General features: G+C 63.6%; 22 protein-coding genes. 20 read left to right on the forward strand and 2 right to left on the reverse strand.

The genetic code is table 11. The features are described from left to right. The first annotated feature begins 14 nt into the window (after positions 1 to 14). The 20 genes from ASG57_RS03135 (at position 15) to ASG57_RS03220 (ending at position 14,177) form a co-directional block, all read left to right on the forward strand. Positions 15 to 938 carry a DUF2493 domain-containing protein gene (locus tag ASG57_RS03135; RefSeq protein WP_006022616.1) on the forward strand — a complete coding sequence of 308 codons (924 nt, stop codon included), beginning with the start codon at positions 15 to 17 and terminating at the stop codon, positions 936 to 938. A gap of 133 nt (positions 939 to 1,071) precedes the next feature. Then, a complete protein-coding gene (locus ASG57_RS03140) occupies positions 1,072 to 1,476 on the forward strand; it encodes a hypothetical protein (protein ID WP_137903083.1) in 405 nt (134 codons plus the stop codon). A 178-nt stretch (positions 1,477 to 1,654) separates the two neighbouring features. Further along, a complete protein-coding gene (locus ASG57_RS38555) occupies positions 1,655 to 1,822 on the forward strand; it encodes a hypothetical protein (protein ID WP_006022614.1) in 168 nt (55 codons plus the stop codon). Positions 1,823 to 1,964: 142 nt separating this feature from the next. Further along, the gene (locus ASG57_RS03145) at positions 1,965 to 2,405 is read left to right on the forward strand and encodes a hypothetical protein (RefSeq protein ID WP_006022613.1); all 441 of its coding nucleotides are present in this window, start codon (positions 1,965 to 1,967) and stop codon (positions 2,403 to 2,405) included. Between the two features lie 581 nt (positions 2,406 to 2,986). Next, the gene (locus ASG57_RS03150) at positions 2,987 to 3,310 is read left to right on the forward strand and encodes a DUF736 domain-containing protein (protein ID WP_006022612.1); all 324 of its coding nucleotides are present in this window, start codon (positions 2,987 to 2,989) and stop codon (positions 3,308 to 3,310) included. 184 nt (positions 3,311 to 3,494) lie between these two features. After that, a complete protein-coding gene (locus ASG57_RS03155; protein WP_006022611.1) occupies positions 3,495 to 3,749 on the forward strand; it encodes a helix-turn-helix domain-containing protein in 255 nt (84 codons plus the stop codon). A gap of 101 nt (positions 3,750 to 3,850) precedes the next feature. Continuing rightward, positions 3,851 to 4,117: a DNA -binding domain-containing protein gene (locus ASG57_RS03160; protein ID WP_024343455.1), complete on the forward strand. Its 267-nt coding sequence runs from the start codon at positions 3,851 to 3,853 to the stop codon at positions 4,115 to 4,117. A 111-nt stretch (positions 4,118 to 4,228) separates the two neighbouring features. Beyond that, positions 4,229 to 4,537: a transcriptional regulator domain-containing protein gene (locus ASG57_RS39000; protein WP_006022609.1), complete on the forward strand. Its 309-nt coding sequence runs from the start codon at positions 4,229 to 4,231 to the stop codon at positions 4,535 to 4,537. Continuing rightward, on the forward strand, positions 4,437 to 5,003 hold the full coding sequence (locus tag ASG57_RS03165; protein WP_024584489.1) for a DUF2285 domain-containing protein: 567 nt from the start codon (positions 4,437 to 4,439) through the stop codon (positions 5,001 to 5,003). The genes ASG57_RS39000 and ASG57_RS03165 overlap by 101 nt, the downstream gene beginning before the upstream one ends. Before the next feature lie 139 nt (positions 5,004 to 5,142). Further along, on the forward strand, positions 5,143 to 5,424 hold the full coding sequence (locus ASG57_RS03170) for a helix-turn-helix transcriptional regulator (protein ID WP_006022608.1): 282 nt from the start codon (positions 5,143 to 5,145) through the stop codon (positions 5,422 to 5,424). 18 nt (positions 5,425 to 5,442) lie between these two features. Then, on the forward strand, positions 5,443 to 6,603 hold the full coding sequence (locus ASG57_RS03175) for a replication initiator protein A (RefSeq protein WP_006022607.1): 1,161 nt from the start codon (positions 5,443 to 5,445) through the stop codon (positions 6,601 to 6,603). Next, on the forward strand, positions 6,600 to 7,238 hold the full coding sequence (gene parA / locus ASG57_RS03180) for a ParA family partition ATPase (protein WP_006022606.1): 639 nt from the start codon (positions 6,600 to 6,602) through the stop codon (positions 7,236 to 7,238). Before ASG57_RS03175 ends, parA begins: the two co-directional genes overlap by 4 nt. Further along, positions 7,235 to 7,489 carry a hypothetical protein gene (locus ASG57_RS03185; protein ID WP_006022605.1) on the forward strand — a complete coding sequence of 85 codons (255 nt, stop codon included), beginning with the start codon at positions 7,235 to 7,237 and terminating at the stop codon, positions 7,487 to 7,489. The genes parA and ASG57_RS03185 overlap by 4 nt, the downstream gene beginning before the upstream one ends. Next, positions 7,486 to 8,007: a DUF2840 domain-containing protein gene (locus tag ASG57_RS03190; RefSeq protein ID WP_006022604.1), complete on the forward strand. Its 522-nt coding sequence runs from the start codon at positions 7,486 to 7,488 to the stop codon at positions 8,005 to 8,007. Before ASG57_RS03185 ends, ASG57_RS03190 begins: the two co-directional genes overlap by 4 nt. Then, the gene (locus ASG57_RS03195) at positions 8,004 to 8,549 is read left to right on the forward strand and encodes a S26 family signal peptidase (protein WP_006022603.1); all 546 of its coding nucleotides are present in this window, start codon (positions 8,004 to 8,006) and stop codon (positions 8,547 to 8,549) included. Before ASG57_RS03190 ends, ASG57_RS03195 begins: the two co-directional genes overlap by 4 nt. Before the next feature lie 70 nt (positions 8,550 to 8,619). Beyond that, the gene (locus ASG57_RS03200) at positions 8,620 to 8,967 is read left to right on the forward strand and encodes a DUF736 domain-containing protein (protein WP_006022602.1); all 348 of its coding nucleotides are present in this window, start codon (positions 8,620 to 8,622) and stop codon (positions 8,965 to 8,967) included. Between the two features lie 3 nt (positions 8,968 to 8,970). Next, the gene (locus ASG57_RS03205) at positions 8,971 to 9,744 is read left to right on the forward strand and encodes a lytic transglycosylase domain-containing protein (protein WP_006022601.1); all 774 of its coding nucleotides are present in this window, start codon (positions 8,971 to 8,973) and stop codon (positions 9,742 to 9,744) included. A 244-nt stretch (positions 9,745 to 9,988) separates the two neighbouring features. Then, the gene (locus ASG57_RS03210; RefSeq protein WP_033965849.1) at positions 9,989 to 11,728 is read left to right on the forward strand and encodes a relaxase/mobilization nuclease domain-containing protein; all 1,740 of its coding nucleotides are present in this window, start codon (positions 9,989 to 9,991) and stop codon (positions 11,726 to 11,728) included. Positions 11,729 to 11,752: 24 nt separating this feature from the next. Then, complete coding sequence (locus tag ASG57_RS03215) at positions 11,753 to 13,741, forward strand: conjugal transfer protein TraG (RefSeq protein WP_006022599.1); 1,989 nt, start codon at positions 11,753 to 11,755, stop codon at positions 13,739 to 13,741. Positions 13,742 to 13,748: 7 nt separating this feature from the next. Beyond that, the gene (locus ASG57_RS03220) at positions 13,749 to 14,177 is read left to right on the forward strand and encodes a hypothetical protein (RefSeq protein ID WP_006022598.1); all 429 of its coding nucleotides are present in this window, start codon (positions 13,749 to 13,751) and stop codon (positions 14,175 to 14,177) included. An 81-nt stretch (positions 14,178 to 14,258) separates the two neighbouring features. Here the strand turns inward: ASG57_RS03220 and ASG57_RS03225 are convergent, their stop codons facing one another. Together ASG57_RS03225 and ASG57_RS03230 are read right to left on the reverse strand one after the other, a co-directional pair. Next, positions 14,259 to 14,897, reverse strand: coding sequence for a response regulator transcription factor (locus tag ASG57_RS03225; protein WP_006022597.1), 639 nt, complete (start codon positions 14,895 to 14,897; stop codon positions 14,259 to 14,261). Further along, entirely contained in the window at positions 14,894 to 15,913 is a 1,020-nt protein-coding gene (locus tag ASG57_RS03230) for a sensor histidine kinase (protein WP_197057830.1), read from the reverse strand. Before ASG57_RS03230 ends, ASG57_RS03225 begins: the two co-directional genes overlap by 4 nt. Between the last annotated feature and the right edge of the window lie 74 nt (positions 15,914 to 15,987).

Consider the following 15,987-nt stretch of genomic DNA (forward strand, 5'->3'; position numbering starts at 1 on the left):
CGACGGAGCATCCGATGCGCGATCTCGACGACTACGAACCGCACCACGAATCCTCACCGACTGACCACGTCCTCAACGAATTGCAGCTCCACGGCTACCGGCCTTTCGCCGACGAACCCGATCAGCGGCTTCTGCCGGACGGCAACGCGGTCGCGGGCGCGGTCGCCGACATCTTCGACGCCCTGATCGTGACCCTGGAGGACACGCGCCTCGAACCCGACCTCGACGATCTCCTCTGGTCGACCGTGAACGTCTTTCATCGCGCCGCCGAACGGATCAACCGCGAGCTCGACGACAACGAGCAGGCCCAAAAGCGCTCCCAACGCGAACAGGACGGCAGCGAGGTGAAGTCGGTCGATCTCGAGCGCCTGATCGCCGAGGGCAAGACACAGGTCGAACGCCAGACCGCCTTCGAACTGATGCGCGACCAGGCCGCCGAGCACTACGAACGCCAGGTCGGCAAAGCCTGGCTCCCGCGGTCAGGATCGAAGGTCAATCATCGCAACCTCACCTCGGCGATGATCGACAGCCGCGACTTCATCATGGCGAAGAAGCGTGCCGAGCAGGAAGTGCTCCTGCCGCCTGGACCGAAGATCGCCGTCACCGGCGGGCTCGATTTCGACAACCATCACCTCATCTGGGCCAAGCTCGACCAGGTTCACGAGAAGCACCCCGACATGGTGCTGATCCACGGCAAGTCGCCGAAGGGTGCCGAGAAGATCGCTTCTCTCTGGGCCAGGAATCGCAATGTCCCACAGATCGGCTTTGCACCCGACTGGACGAAGCACGGCCGGGCAGCACCCTTCAAACGCAATGACGAGATGCTGCAAATCCTGCCGAAGGGCGTGCTGCACTTCCCCGGCACCGGCATCAATGACAACCTCGCCGACAAAGCCAAGAAGCTCGGCATCCCGGTGTGGAAATTCGGCGGCGCGTAAGCGCCGCCGCATCGGGCACCTGCTAAACGGCCAAGCCTATGGCATAACGCAACGAATGCAGCGACTGAAGCCACTCCCGAAACCGGCACGTTCGGACGCCGTTCTCGCTGCGGTTTTCCTGGAGAATGCCACCGTGAAGGCTGCAGCCGCCGAATGGGCGGCGGATCAAGGATTCGACAATCAAGCCCTTCATGCGATTGCAATTGCCATCGAACTCCTCCTCAAATCCTATCTGCTTAACGTCGCGACCGATGATGTTTGGAACCGCGCGAACATCGGGCACGATCTCGCCAAGGCACTCCATTATTCGGCTCAAGCCGGCTTGGTGCCTCCTTCACGCATCGAGTGGATTATCAGCCACCTCCATCCGCATTTTCAGCGTGGCGGGTTTCAGCGCGAGCCGTCGAGGAAATGGCCACCAGGCTTTGCGGATGACGCAGGTGAGGTCGCACGGCAGCTCGCGCAGACAGTACGGCTTCACCAACGTCACGGCCACATCGACTCGGCTTCCAGCCCGGAGAAGACCACTCCCCGCTGAATGGCGCTGGTCCTTGGTCCAGCCGATGGCCTGACGCCATCAACCCGTAAAGGGTCGGACTACGCATAGCGTGCCGCCGCGCCGGCGTTGCCTGCGCGGTGATTGCGGCCATCGGCCGAACACATCGGGCGCCTGTCAGCGGGGGGATGGTCCTCCGCTCGAAACAGGAGCCGGATCGATGTCCTTCCCCGACGCACACGCCTTCGCCTTCAGCCTCGCCACCACGCTGATGGCCGTCATCGTCATCTTCCGCGCGGGCGACGGCACTCTCTCGGTGACACCCGCAAACGAATACGACGGCGACGTCTCGGAGATCGTCCACGAGGTCGATCCCTTCGCGCCATGACGGCGCGCCACCCTTCCAGGCGACGCGGAGACCCCTGCGGTTTCCGCTCCCGACGGAGCACAGCTTTTGCTATGCTCCCGAATGCGCCGTGGTGGTGGTGGAAGGCGCGACCGTCAGAATTTGCTCTTTCGGAGACACCACCATGATTATCCTCGGCATTGTCCTATCCTTCGCAGCCATCGGCATCTTGTGCTGGTTGCTGTTCACGCTCGCGGTGTTCGCACTGCCATTCTTCGCGGGCGTGACCGCCGGCACCTGGGCCTATGACACTGGCGCGGGCTGGCTCGGCGCCATCCTTATCGGCATGCTCGGCGCCGGCCTGACGTTGGGCGTGGGGCAGCTCTTGCTTGGAATTGTCCGCCCGCTCTGGGCACGCCTGCTGATCGCGCTGGCATTTGTCGCACCCGCGGCGATCGCCGGCTTCCACGCCACGCATGGCATCGTGAAACACACCATGCCGTCGGAGACCTGGCAGCTCGTGTTCTCCGTCATCGGTGCGGTCGCGGTCGGCGTCACCGCGTTCGCGCGCGTCGCTGGGATGGCAAGCACCGGCCCGTCCAGCCAGGGCATTGCACCAGCCTGACACCACGACGGAACCGTCGCCGGGACGACCAGTCGGGGGTTTCAGCCCTCAGCGTTGTGCAGTTGGAGAGGGAGCCGCGTCACCGGAACCTGACTGAAGCCCATCGTGCGGCCGCCTCAACAGCGCCCGGATTTCTGCTCGGCGCCTCTGTGCGCGGGAACGGTGCAACACGAAGTCGAGGGCGTCATCTCCACTGGCCGACTTCGAAACGAAAGCTCGACCCTCGCCTGTACAAGGGGAGGACGGGTCGCAGATGATCTTCAGCTTGCGCCGTCTGCTGGTTGCGACCGGGTCGCCATGATCTTCCGTTCCTGATTGTCTCCAGACCGCTCCGAACGGCCTCTCCAATGGCCTGATCTGACCGAAGGACGGCTGCGCCTCGACCGCCTATGCCGCAACGGCGCGTCCCGACTTTCTTCCCCTGCCGGCCAAGGCCGTCATTCCTCGCGAAACAACAAAGTCGTTCCTGCCATCCTCCGCGTTGCTCCGGTCGCAAGCGATGCGGCGTCGGTCGCCTCCGGCCTGTCGATCGCCATCGAGGCCGCAATGGAGCGGTCCCGAAAACGAAACGGAGACTTACAATGGCGACCATCGGCACCTTCAAGAAGACCGGCTCGAACGAGTTCACCGGCGAAATCGTAACCCTCAGCGTCCAAGCCAAGGGCGTGCGCATCGTCCCCGACACCCGCGCCACCGGCGAGAACGCCCCCAGCCACCGGGTTCTGGTCGGCCGCGCGGAAATCGGCGCCGCCTGGTCCAAGCGCTCCAACGAGGGCCGCGACTATCTGGGCCTCAAGCTCGACGATCCGAGCTTCAACGCCCCCATCTACGCCAACCTCTTCGACGACGAGGACGGCGACACCCACTCGCTGATCTGGTCCCGCCCGACCCGCCGCGGCGACTGAGCCCCGAGCAAGGCCCCGGCCGAACAGGCCGGGGCCTTTCCACTGCTAGCGCGAATCACTTCGGCCGCCCGGCGAGGGCACCGCCAGCCCTGAGACGCCGATTACCCTCGCAATGGGCGCAAAGAACGACTATTATAGTCGTAGTTCTGGCAAGCGTGTGTCCGTCGGTGGGAGGTGATCATGCATGATCACCGCCCGACAATCGCGGGCCGCACGCGCGTTGCTGGGGTGGACACAGGAGACGCTCGCTGACAAGGCCCGGACATCGCTAACCGCGCTCAAGCGCCTTGAGTCCGAAAGTGGATTAGAGGTGTACGAGTCGACGCGCGATCAGGTGCGAAGGGCGCTTGAAACAGCCGGTATCGTCCTGCTTTCCACCGACAAGGGCGAAGGAGTGCTGCTGCTCCATGAGCGGGACGACCGGCCGACGAGGCGTTAGCAGCGCCGTGATCGCGTGGCGCACACCATCCATCGCACGTTGTCACAGTAATGCCGGGCACGAGTGTTAACGAATGCTTTCCGCGCGAATATAGTCGCCTGATGGAATCCGCGATGCCGCCGTTTCTCGATGCGCCTCCGATCAGCCAGACCCTCACGGCCTATGACCGCGAGCATATGGTTCTCTATCTGCGCCTGCTCGATTCCTCGCGCGACGGAGCTGATTGGCGCGAAGCCGTCCAGATTCTCTTTGGCCTCGATACGGCACGTGAGCCGCAGCGGTGCCGCCAGGTCCATGACACGCATCTCGCCCGCGCGCAGTGGATGACCGAGCACGGCTATCGAGACTTGGTCCGCTCCGCACAGTGATCGCCGCGATGCCGTTTCGGCACCACCCTTTGCCGGCCCTCTGACTTCCACTGAACAACCCAGCCGGGAATCCTGACTCTCCCACAAATTCAAAGACTAGGGAGGATCGCGATGACACCAGATGCTTCCGGCTGGCGTTCATCGGAACGCTATGCGCACGTCGCCGACATGACCGCGTCCGACGTCGCGTGGGAATGGCTGCGCCGCAACGAAACCTACGACAGGGATTTTCAAGCGCTCGGCGACAGCGAAAGTGATCTGCGCACGCTGACCGACGGGATCGGGCAGCGGTGGGGGTTGCGATTTCCCCGTAGACCCGATGCAGGCACCTCCCGAAGCGCAGGTGATCTGGCTTCCCCAGGAAGACACAAGCGCCATCGTTCTTGGCCCACCTCCGGATATTCCGTCCGCAAGCGCTGATCCCCAACCGACGATCGACGCCGCCGTAAGCGTCGATGTCGGCAGCGAGACCCATCTGGTTCTCGATCTCGGAAACGGTCAGCGCGTAGCGCTTGTTCATCCGTCCGAGACACGACCCGCCAAATCTCTTGGCGCCTTCATCCCGCTCGGCCTGGAAGGCTTCGACCGGCTCCAATCGGTCGCCCGCTTGCTCTCCGCCCTCCATGGCCGCGCCATACCGCCCGACACCCGACTGACACGGCAGCAACGTGCTCGGCTGTGCCGGATGCTGCAGGCCTTCGACGGTCATCGCGCGGGCGCGACCCAGCAAGAAATTGCGCAGGTCATATTTCGGATCGGCGCTCTCGGTCGCGACGACTGGCAGGCATCTTCCGCCCGCCACGCCACCAAAGCCCTGCTTCGAGATGCCCGCGCGATGATGGTGGGTGGGTATCGCACGTTGCTTCGTCATCGGCGGCAACTTTAGCCGATCTCCATCCGACTCTTGGTGGGCGAATTTAGGCCCCCCTGAATTCGCCCTGCATCTCGCCGGCCCTGCTTCGCCAACGTGGCCTTCGTTACCCGCCGCTTCCCGGCGGCCCCAACGAACCCACGGAGGCCCTCCCATGCGACCTGATCTCGCCGTTCTCCCGCCGCGCTACCTGCGCACCAAGGAAGCCGCCGAATTCCTCAGCCTATCGGCCCGCACCCTCGAAAAGCATCGGACTTACGGAACGGGTCCGGCCTATCGCAAGCTCGGCGGTCGCGTCGTTTATGCGGTCGACGATCTTGAGGCCTGGGCCGAGCGCGGCGCCGTCACCTCCACCTCCGATCCGCGCGGCAGCGTGCTTCCGGCCAAGCGCCATACGCCTGCGCCGCCGGCACATGCCGGACGATACGCGCGCTGATCGCCCCCGGATTCCCGAATGGCGGCGCGACACCAGTCCCTCTCGGAGCGCGGGCAGCTCGATCTGTTCCGTGCGCTCCCCGGCGAGTTCGCAGCACGAGACGCACAGGATCTCATGGCCTATCCGTTTTTCTCCCTCTCCAAATCGCACCGCGTCGCGCCGATCGACTTCGCCGCCGGCAATGTGTCGATCCGCGTCGAGGCCGTGCCCGATCACGGCATGGCGACCATTTGGGACGCCGACATCCTGATCTGGGCGGCGAGCCAGATCGTCGAGGCGCGTGACGCCGGCCTGCGCACGTCGCGCCTGATGGTCGCCACGCCCTATGAAATTCTCAAATTCATCGGCCGCGGCACGTCCTTACGCGACTATCAGCGCTTGAAGGCCGCGCTCGATCGTCTGCAATCCACGACGGTCTGCACCTCGATCCGCCAATCCGCCGAGGGCCGGCGTCATCGCTTCTCGTGGATCAACGAGTGGAAGGAGCGCACCAACCGCAACGGCAAGCCGGACGGGATCGAGATGATCGTCCCGGACTGGTTTTATCAGGCCGTTCTCGACGATGCGCTCGTGCTGACGATCGACCGGGCCTATTTCGATCTCACAGGCGGGCTCGATCGCTGGCTCTATCGCCTGGTGCGCAAGCACGGCGGGCGCCAGCGCAATGGCTGGCGATTCGACTTTCGCCACCTCCACCAGAAATCCGGCGCGTTGTCACCGTACAAACGCTTCGCCTTCGAGCTGCGCGACATCATCCGTCGCCAGCCGCTTCCCGGCTACACGCTGTTCCTCGAGATCGAGGCCGGCGGCCGAACGTTGCTCGCTTTCGAGCGGACGCCGCCCTGTGGAAAAGCTGTGAAAGGCTTCGTGCCATCGGGAACCCGAAAGCGCGTGCCATCAGGAACCGGCCCCTCGTGCCAACGGGAACCGAAACACGGCCTAACCCACGACAGCAGAACCGAAAATCGCCTCGCTAACTTAGAATCTAACAGAGAATCTAACTTTGAAGAGCGCGCGCGAGAGGTGGAAAACCTCGTCCGGCAGGCCGCGAACGCGCTAAGCGCCGCTGGCAAGCGGCGCACCAGCAGCGCCGCTCTTACCAACGCTGGCGCGGCGAGAAACGGGACCTCCGGCCCTCCGCAGCTTCCCTTCGGTCCACGCCCGGGAGGCCGCCGATGATCGTGGCCTTCCTCAACCAGAAGGGCGGCGTCGGCAAGACGACGCTGGCGCTGCACCTAGCCGGCGAATGGGCCGGTAGGGGAAAGCGGGTCACGCTCGTCGATGCGGACCCCCAGGGTTCGGCGCTCGACTGGTCGCAGCAACGCGCCCGCGAGCACGCGCCGCGCCTGTTCGGCGTCGTCGGCCTGGCGCGCGACACGCTCCACCGTGAGGCGCCCGAGCTGGCGCGCGATGTCGATCATGTGGTGATCGACGGGCCGCCGCGCGTCGCCGGGCTGATGCGATCCGCGCTGCTCGCCGCCGACCTCGTGCTGATCCCCGTGCAGCCGTCGCCGCTCGATGGTTGGGCCTCGGCCGAGATGCTGGCGCTCCTGTCGGAGGCGCGCATCTATCGGCCGGAGCTTCGCGCTCGCTTCGTCCTCAATCGCTGCGGCGCGCGCACCGTGATCGCCCGCGAGACGGCCGAGACGCTCGCCGACCACGATCCGCCAGTGCTGCGCACGGCGATCGGACAGCGCGTCATCTACGCCGACGCCGCGCAATCGGGCCGGCTCGCTTTCGAGATCGACGACGACGGACCCGCCGCGCGCGAGATCGCGGCGCTCGTCACCGAGCTCGAAAGGATCTCACCATGAGCGAGCGATCCGAACGGCGCGGCTTTGCGGCACGTCCGACCAATCAAGAGGCCTGGATCAAGGCCGCAGATGCCACCGCGCCGCGCGCGCCGGACGATGAAGCCTTCACCGCCCGCATGACGATCGACGTCACGCCCGCCTTACGTGGACGGATCAAGATCGCTGCCTTCCGGCGCGGCGTTACCGTTGCCGACATGCTGCGCGAGATGCTCGCGCGCGAATTCCCACACATCGAAGGAGACCCCTCATGACCGGCGCCGCGGCCCCCCGCGCGCGCGGCGGCCCGACGCCGACCGCACGCCACCAAGACAATCTCACCCATGTCGAACTGACCTGGGTTGAGAAGAAGATCGAGAACTGGATCCGCTTCGGCACGCACGCCCACGAACAGATTCTCGATCGCCGTCGGCGTGTCCTGTCTTTTCGCCCCGGCGCGGTCTTCGCCTTCGTGCGCTGGGCCTCGAATGACTTCGGAACGATCATCTCGCGCATCGACGTCGTGCGCTCGGTTGCGCGCGGCGAGACGTACCAGACGCTGCCTTTCGTTCGTCCTGGCGGCGAAATCCTGCTGAAGGTCGAGAGCTGGCCCAGGGTCGAGCGCGTGCTGCAGGCGATCGACGCCATCGAGCGCATCGGCATCGATCCCGAAGCGGTTTCGCCCGATCATTGGCGTCACGTCCACAACCGGCTCGCTGCTGGACACGAGCCGCGCACCTACACGCTCGACCATCATCGCGCATTCCTGCTGCGCCGAAAGGCCGAGTCGTGAGCCGCGCCGGACTTCTCCTGGCGACGACGCTCGCCGCGCTCAGCGTCGGCTATCCCGGCCTCACGCCGATGCCCATCAAGCTGATCTGGAACGCATCGGCGAGCGCGCCCATCGGGTTCTATTCGATCGACTTCGACGGGCCGCTCGACGTTACCGATCTCGTTGCGGTCGATGCGCCCGAGCCGCTCGCGACATTCCTCGCCGAGCGCGGCTACCTGCCCAAGGGCGTGCCGCTGATGAAGCGCATCCTCGCCGTCTCCGGGCAGACCGTTTGCCGTTCGAACCTCACTATCACCGTCGATGGTGTGGAGGTCGGTGCGGCACTGGAGCGCGATCGCGCAGGCCGCGATCTTCCCGTCTGGCAAGGCTGCCGCCGGGTCCAGACTGGCGAAGTCTTCCTCATGAACTGGCAGGTCCGCGACAGCCTCGACGGCCGCTACTTCGGCCTGATCTCGACCGACCAGATCATCGGCCGTGCCGTCCCACTGTGGACCGATGAAGACGGCACCGGCCGCTTCGAATGGCGTGCGCCGACACGCTGACCGCCTTCCCATTCGGCGGGAGCGGTGCTCGCCGATGGCTGTCCCAATCCCCACCGCGAAGGAGACTGACATGCCCCAGATTGGCGAATTCACGCGCGACGAGACCGGCTTCGTCGGGCATCTGACGACGCTGGTTTTGAACCAGGACGTCATAATCATCGCAGCCGAACCGACCGAGGTTGAGAACGCACCGCAGTATCGCGTGCATGTCTTCGACGGCATGAACAATGAGCCGGGCGCGGAGATCGGCGCCGGATGGAAACGCTCCGGAGAGAAGGCCGGCGAATACGTCGCGCTGCTGATCGACGATCCGACATTCCCGCACCCGATCCGCGCCAACATGTTCCGCGACGACGATGGCGGCTCGGCCTGGTCGCTGCATTGGTCGCGTCCGCGCGATCGCGGCGAGAAGGACTGAGCGATGCTTGGCTCTCGTCAACCGAGGAGCCGTTCGATTGCGTCCGGGCCGCGCTGCGCTGCCCGGCGCATGGCTCTCCTCCTCCTTTCCGGCCTTAGCCTCGCGAGCATCATGCCGGCGATCACGATGGCGCAGGACTTGGGCGCCGATCGACCGTCGCCACGCGATCCCTATGGCGATCATATCGCCGAGGCTTCGCGGCGCTTCGGCGTTCCGATCGCATGGATCAGGGCGGTGATGCGTGCCGAAAGTGCAGGCGATCCACGCGCCCTTTCGCCGAAGGGCGCGATGGGCCTGATGCAGATCATGCCGCCCACTTGGGCAGGCTTGCGCCTTCGCCACCGTCTCGGCGCTGATCCTTATGATCCGCATGACAACATCATCGCCGGCGCCGGCTACATCCGCGAGCTGTTCGATCGCTACGGATCGCCCGGCTGGATCGCGGCCTACAATGCCGGTCCTGGTCGTTACGAGGACTCGCTGAAGGGCCGGGCGCTGCCCGCGGAAACGCGCGCCTATGTCGCCATCGTCGCGCCGTCGGTGACCAGCGGCGATGCGACTTGGCCGATCGTGGCCGCCGCGGCCGATGCACTCGCCTGGACACGCGCGCCGCTGTTCATCGCGCAAGCTGAGCGCATATCGATACCCGTTCCCGTACCGGCCGAGCGCGCTTCCGATGCCGCGATGACGACATCGTCCGTGCGCGATGTTTCCGCCATCGAGCCGCAGTCGGGCGGGCTGTTTGTCCCGCGTTCGGGCCAAAGGAATGCGCCATGAGCAGCCCGGTTCCTGATCGCACGATAGCGTGCTCAAGCGCGTCATGGTGTGCGTTGAGGGTAGAGGCAGGCAACACGACCGGACGATGGCAGGATAAAAGGCCGCGAGGTGCGGCTTGGGTCGGTTGTGGTTTTTCAATAGGTTATGAGGCGATTTCGCGATGTGCGGGATTTCCCCGCACCTCACGACTACGCCGATTTTCCTGCGATTTCCTGTGCTTGGCGCGATGTGCGAGGCATCAGCCATGACCGGCGACAGTGATTTCCGCATCCGGCCGGGCCGCATCCGCTCGACCCGTGCGCAGCAGGCTCGTCCCTTCATCGCGCAGGCTCTCGCCGCGGCGAAGAAGGCCGGGGCCGGCGTCTCACGCTCCGGCCGGATCGTGTCCGGCAACCGCTCGCGCTTCGGGCGGGGCCAGCGTGCGAGCATCCAGGCGAACCGGCTGCTCACCGCGCGAACGCGCGGCGCTGTCATCAAGGCGCGCGTCGTGCGCCAGACATCGCGCTCGGCGCCGCTCGCGACCCACCTCAATTATCTGCGCCGCGAAGGCGTGACCCGCGATGGGGAGAAGGCCCATCTCTTCGGTCCCGGGGGCGACGACGCCGATCCGAAGGCCTTTGCGGAACGGTGCCAGGACGACCGCCACCATTTCCGGTTCATCGTCTCGCCCGACGATGCGCCCGACATGGCCGACCTGCGGTCCTTCACCCGCGATCTCGTCACGCAGATGGAAAAGGATCTCGACACCCGCCTCGATTGGGTGGCGGTCGACCACTGGAACACCGAGCATCCCCATGTCCACCTGATCGTGCGCGGGGTCCGTGACGACGGGCAGGACCTCGTCATCTCACGCGACTACATCAAGGAAGGAATGCGCGACCGCGCGCGTGACCTCATCACGCAGGAATTAGGGCCGCGCACCGACCTCGACATCCAGCGCAGCCTGAAACGCCAGGTCGATGCCGAGCGCTTCACGCAGCTTGACCGCCAGCTTATCCGCGATGGCCATGCCACGGGCGTCATCGAGACGGCGATCGATCCGAACGTCCGGCTCGACGAATTTCATGCGCTGAAGGTCGGACGGCTCCGCAAGCTGGAAACACTCGGCCTCGCCGAGCAGGTCGGCCCCGGTCAATGGGCGATCGACACGAAGGCCGAGGCGACTCTGCGTGAACTCGGCGAGCGCGGCGACATCATCAAACGCATGCACCGGGCTTTGACGGATCGCGGCATCGAACGCGGCTCGGCGGGCTATGTGCTCGCGGCCGAAAGCCTCGATGCGCCCGTGATCGGCCGATTGGTCGATCGCGGTCTTGATGACGAGCTGAAGGGCTCCGCCTACGCCGTGGTCGACGGCGTCGACGGCCGCACCCATCACATCAAGCTGCCCGATCTCGAAGCCGCCGGTGACAGCGCGGCGGGTTCGATCGTCGAGTTGCGTGCGTTCGATGATGCACAGGGACAGCGCCGGGTCGCAATCGCCGTCCGCTCCGATCTCGATATCGATCGTCAGGTCACGGCAACCGGCGCGACTTGGCTCGATCGGCAGAACATCGCGCGCGAACCTGCCGCCCTGTCCGAGGCCGGCTTCGGCGCCGAGGTACGGCAGGCGCTGGATCGACGCGCGGATCATCTGGTCGGACAGGGCTTCGGCGAGCGACACGGCCAGCGTGTCACCTTCAATCGCGGGCTGATCGACACGCTGCGCCGTCGCGAGCTGGAAGCGGCCGGCGAAAAACTCTCCGCCGAAACAGGCCAGCCGTTCAATCGCGCGGGAAGCGGCGAGTATGTTGCCGGCACCTACCGCCAGCGTTTGGCACTCGCCTCCGGCCGCTTTGCCATGCTGGACGACGGCCTCGGCTTCCAACTCGTGCCCTGGTCACCCTCTCTGGAAAAGCACCTCGGCAAGCATGTTTCCGGCGTCGCCCGCGATGATGGCGGCATCGACTGGAGCTTTGGCCGCAAACGAGGGCTCGGCCTCTAACCTCTCTCCGAAAGGACCGTTCCAATGTCCGCCACGAAGATCCTATGGGGCCAGATCCTCACCGTTTTCCTGATCGTCCTCGCCACCACTTGGGGCGCAACGGAATGGGTGGCTTGGCGATTGGCGTTCCAGCCGGAGTTGGGCGCGCCGTGGTTCACGCTGTTCGGCTTTCCTTTCTATCTGCCACCCTCCTTCTTCTGGTGGTGGTACGGCTTCGACGCCTACGCACCCGCGATCTTCGTCGAAGGCGCTTTCATCGCGGCGTCCGGTGGCTTCATCTCGATCGCCGTCGCCATCGGCATGTCGGTCTGGCGTGCACGCGAGGCCAAGAAGGTCGAGACCTATGGCTCGGCGCGTTGGGCCGAGAAGAAGGAGGTGGAGACGGCCGGCCTTCTCGGTCCCGATGGTGTCGTGCTGGGACGCTACGAGCACGCTTATCTGCGCCATGATGGGCCTGAACATGTTCTGTGCTTCGCGCCCACCCGAAGCGGCAAGGGTGTTGGCCTCGTTGTGCCCTCGCTGTTGACCTGGCCGGGCTCGGCGATTGTTCACGACATCAAGGGCGAGAACTGGCAGCTCACCGCCGGCTTCCGCGCCAGGCACGGCCGCGTGCTGCTCTTTGACCCGACCAACACAAAATCCGCTGCCTACAATCCTCTGCTCGAGGTGCGCCGCGGCGAATGGGAGGTTCGCGACGTCCAGAACATCGCCGACATCCTGGTCGACCCAGAAGGGTCGTTGGACAAGCGGAACCATTGGGAAAAGACGAGCCATGCGCTGCTAGTCGGCGCGATCCTCCACGTCCTCTATGCGGAAAAGGACAAGACTCTGGCCGGCGTCGCGGCGTTCCTCTCTGATCCGAAGCGACCAATTGAATCCACCCTCGATGCGATGATGAAGACGGCGCATCTCGGCGACGCCGGACCGCATCCCGTGATCGCCAGCGCCGCACGCGAGCTCCTCAACAAATCCGACAACGAACGCTCAGGCGTGCTCTCTACCGCCATGTCGTTCCTGGGACTCTATCGCGATCCCGTCGTCGCCGAAGTGACGCGGCGCTGTGACTGGCGGATCTCCGATATCGTGGGCGGAAAATACCCGGCAACACTCTATCTCGTCGTGCCACCATCCGACATCAACCGCACCAAACCGCTTATCCGACTGATCCTCAATCAAATCGGCCGACGCCTGACCGAGGATCTGCAAGCAAAGGGCGAACGCCATCGTCTCCTGCTGATGTTGGACGAGTTTCCGGCGCTGGGGAGGCTCGACTTCTTTGAGTCAGCACTGGCCTTCATGGCCGGCTACGGTCTGAAGAGCTTCCTGATCGCGCAATCCCTAAACCAGATCGAAAAGGCCTACGGGGCGAACAATTCGATCCTCGACAATTGCCATGTGCGCGTCAGCTTCGCGACCAACGACGAGCGTACCGCCAAGCGCGTTTCGGACGCCCTCGGCACCGCCACCGAGATGAAGGCCATGAAGAACTATGCCGGCCACCGGCTGTCCCCCTGGCTTGGCCATCTGATGGTTTCGCGCTCGGAAACAGCTCGGCCACTGCTCACACCTGGCGAAATCATGCAGCTCCCTCCCACCGACGAGATCGTCATGGCGGCGGGCACGCCGCCGATTCGTGCGAAGAAGGCGCGCTATTACGAGGATGCTCGGTTCAAGGAACGCCTGCTGCCGCCGCCCGCGCTCACAACGTCGCAGCAAGGACAGCCCGACGATTGGACCACGCACCAGTTGCCAGCCCGACCACAGATTGCCGAGGCCACCTTGCTAGCGCAGCCCGCCGATGAAGATCCAACCGAGTCGGAACGCCGCCAGCAACCGGAACTCAATCGGGTGAACCCCGTCGAGAAGAAAGTGCCAATCGACAACCCGTTCGAGATCGATACCGATCGGGACGAGTCTGACGACGATGCCGTGCGCACCAGCCGTATGAACCGGCTCATGCAGGGCGTCGCGCGCCAGGTCTCGCTCGACCCCGGTGACGGCATGGAGCTGTGAGACGCCCGTGACGAAACCACCCCGCAAGCAACGCCTCTCCGTCTATCTCGACCCCTCTGTCATGAACCGGCTCGCAGATCACGCCGCGCGCCGCGACCATTCGCGATCGTTGGTCGCGGAGGCGGCGATCGAGTCATTCCTCTCACCCGATGCCGCCGAACGCCAGGAGGCCGTCATCACGAAACGCCTCGACCAGCTCGACCGACGCATGTCGCGGATGGAGCGCGATATCGGAATATCGGTCGAGATGCTCGCAGTCTTCGTGCGCTTCTGGGTGACCACCACACCGAGTTTGCCAGAACCTGCTGCGCAGGCCGCGCGCGCCAAAGCTGGCGAACGCTATGATCAGTTTGTCACAGCTCTCGGCCGCCGTCTCGCGAAGGGCCCGAAGCTTCATCAGGAGATTTCTGAGGACGTTGATGGCGAGGCAGAATAGCTCGTCAGATCGCGCACGCTCCTGCGTGAGCCCAAGCTGCTCTCCAAGGCCGCATTGAAGTCAGCAATAATCGACTGCCTCTCAATCCCTTATTCTTTCCAATCTCTCGGACATCCGCCCGAGTTCAAGCAAGGATGCCGCCTCCATCTTCCGCATGATCTGCGCCCGACACACCTTCACCGTGATTTCGCTGAGTGCAAACTTCGCAGCAATTTGCTTTGTGAGTTTTCCATCAAGTATCATGTCCATAACTTGGCGCTCGCGAACAGAAAGCGAATCGTACCGCGCGCGAAGATCAGCTGTCATTGTCTTCTCGTTTCGTCGGATTTGCGAAGTCTGGAGACCGAGATAGATCGCATCAAGTAGGTCTTGGTCCCTAAACGGCTTGGTCAGAAATTCGATCGCGCCAAACTTCATAGCCCGGACCGACATCGGGATATCCCCGTGCGCCGTAATGAACACGACCGGGATCTCCACACGCGTTCTGAAAAGCTCTTGTTGGAAATCCAAGCCGTTCTGACCCGGCATTCTAACGTCCAATACCAAGCAAATCGGCGTATCAGGAATCGACCACGCCAAAAACTCGTGCGTAGACGCAAAGGTGTGAATATCAAGTCCGACAGAACTCAGGAGATTTCTGAGCGCTTCACGCACGGAAAGATCATCGTCGACGACGGCTACCGTGCCGCCCACAACGACGGGCTGTTTCGACTGTCTCATAGTATTTTCTCCCTGTCGCCAGGCAGAGTAAAACAAAAGGTAGCGCCGCGCGGATTGGTCGGCTCAGCCCAAATATTACCGCCGTGAGATTCAATAATTGATCGGCATATTGAAAGTCCAATTCCCATGCCATCGCTCTTGGTGGAGTGAAAGGCATCGAAAAGATGCCTTACGAAGCCAGGATCGATACCGCCTCCCGTGTCTTCTATCGTGATCATCACGCCGGACGCGCTTGATTTAGCGGAGTTTATTCGAATCTCACGAACACTGCTCTGCAGCGTACCCATCGCATCTATCGCGTTCACGAGAAGGTTGAGTGCAACCTGTTGAAGTTGAATACGATCACCGAAGATCATGGGCAGATCACTCGACAGGTTCGTATAAACGGAAACTCGGCTTTCTCGGAAACGGCTTTGCAAAAGCCCCAGCACCTCTCTGATTACGACGTTGATCTCAATCCAGGACCTCTTTGGTTCTGCACGCATAGACAGCGCTTGGACGCGCTTGATGATTTCACTTGCTCGGTTTGCGTCGCTGACGATGCTATCTATCGAAGACGCGGCTTTTTCTAGGTTCGCGGGATCTCCGTGAATCCAGCGTGTACATGCATTGGCGTTGGTCACGATTGCGGCGAGCGGCTGATTGACCTCATGGGCGATTGAGGCAGCGATCTCGCCGAGAGTCGTGATCCGAGCGACGTGCGCAAGGCGGGTCTGCGCCTGTTCGGCCGCCACACGAGCGGTCTCCATCTTGACAGCGAGATAGGTCGTTGCCGCGATCGCCAGCAGGCTGATCGAGGTGTTGACGACTCCGGTTCCGAAGCTTCCACTCGGCGTCAGGATGTAGCTCGCGATCGTCAACGCGATGCATATTCCAGAGACCGTGCCCATGCCCCGCGTGTGGCTGAAGCGAGCCGACAATAGAACGACAATCACATAAAACGTCGCAGCGGATATCTCGTAAGGGGTTATGGTGTCGATGATGAAGATGCCGATAGTGAGGATGCCGATCAGCAAGGGAAGCGTTCCAGACCTAACGAGGCGCCATAGCCCATCGATGAACGTCAGTAGTTCCCTTGAACGGGTGCCGA

The organism is Bradyrhizobium sp. Leaf396, assembly GCF_001424605.1.
Lineage (GTDB): Bacteria > Pseudomonadota > Alphaproteobacteria > Rhizobiales > Xanthobacteraceae > Bradyrhizobium > Bradyrhizobium japonicum_C.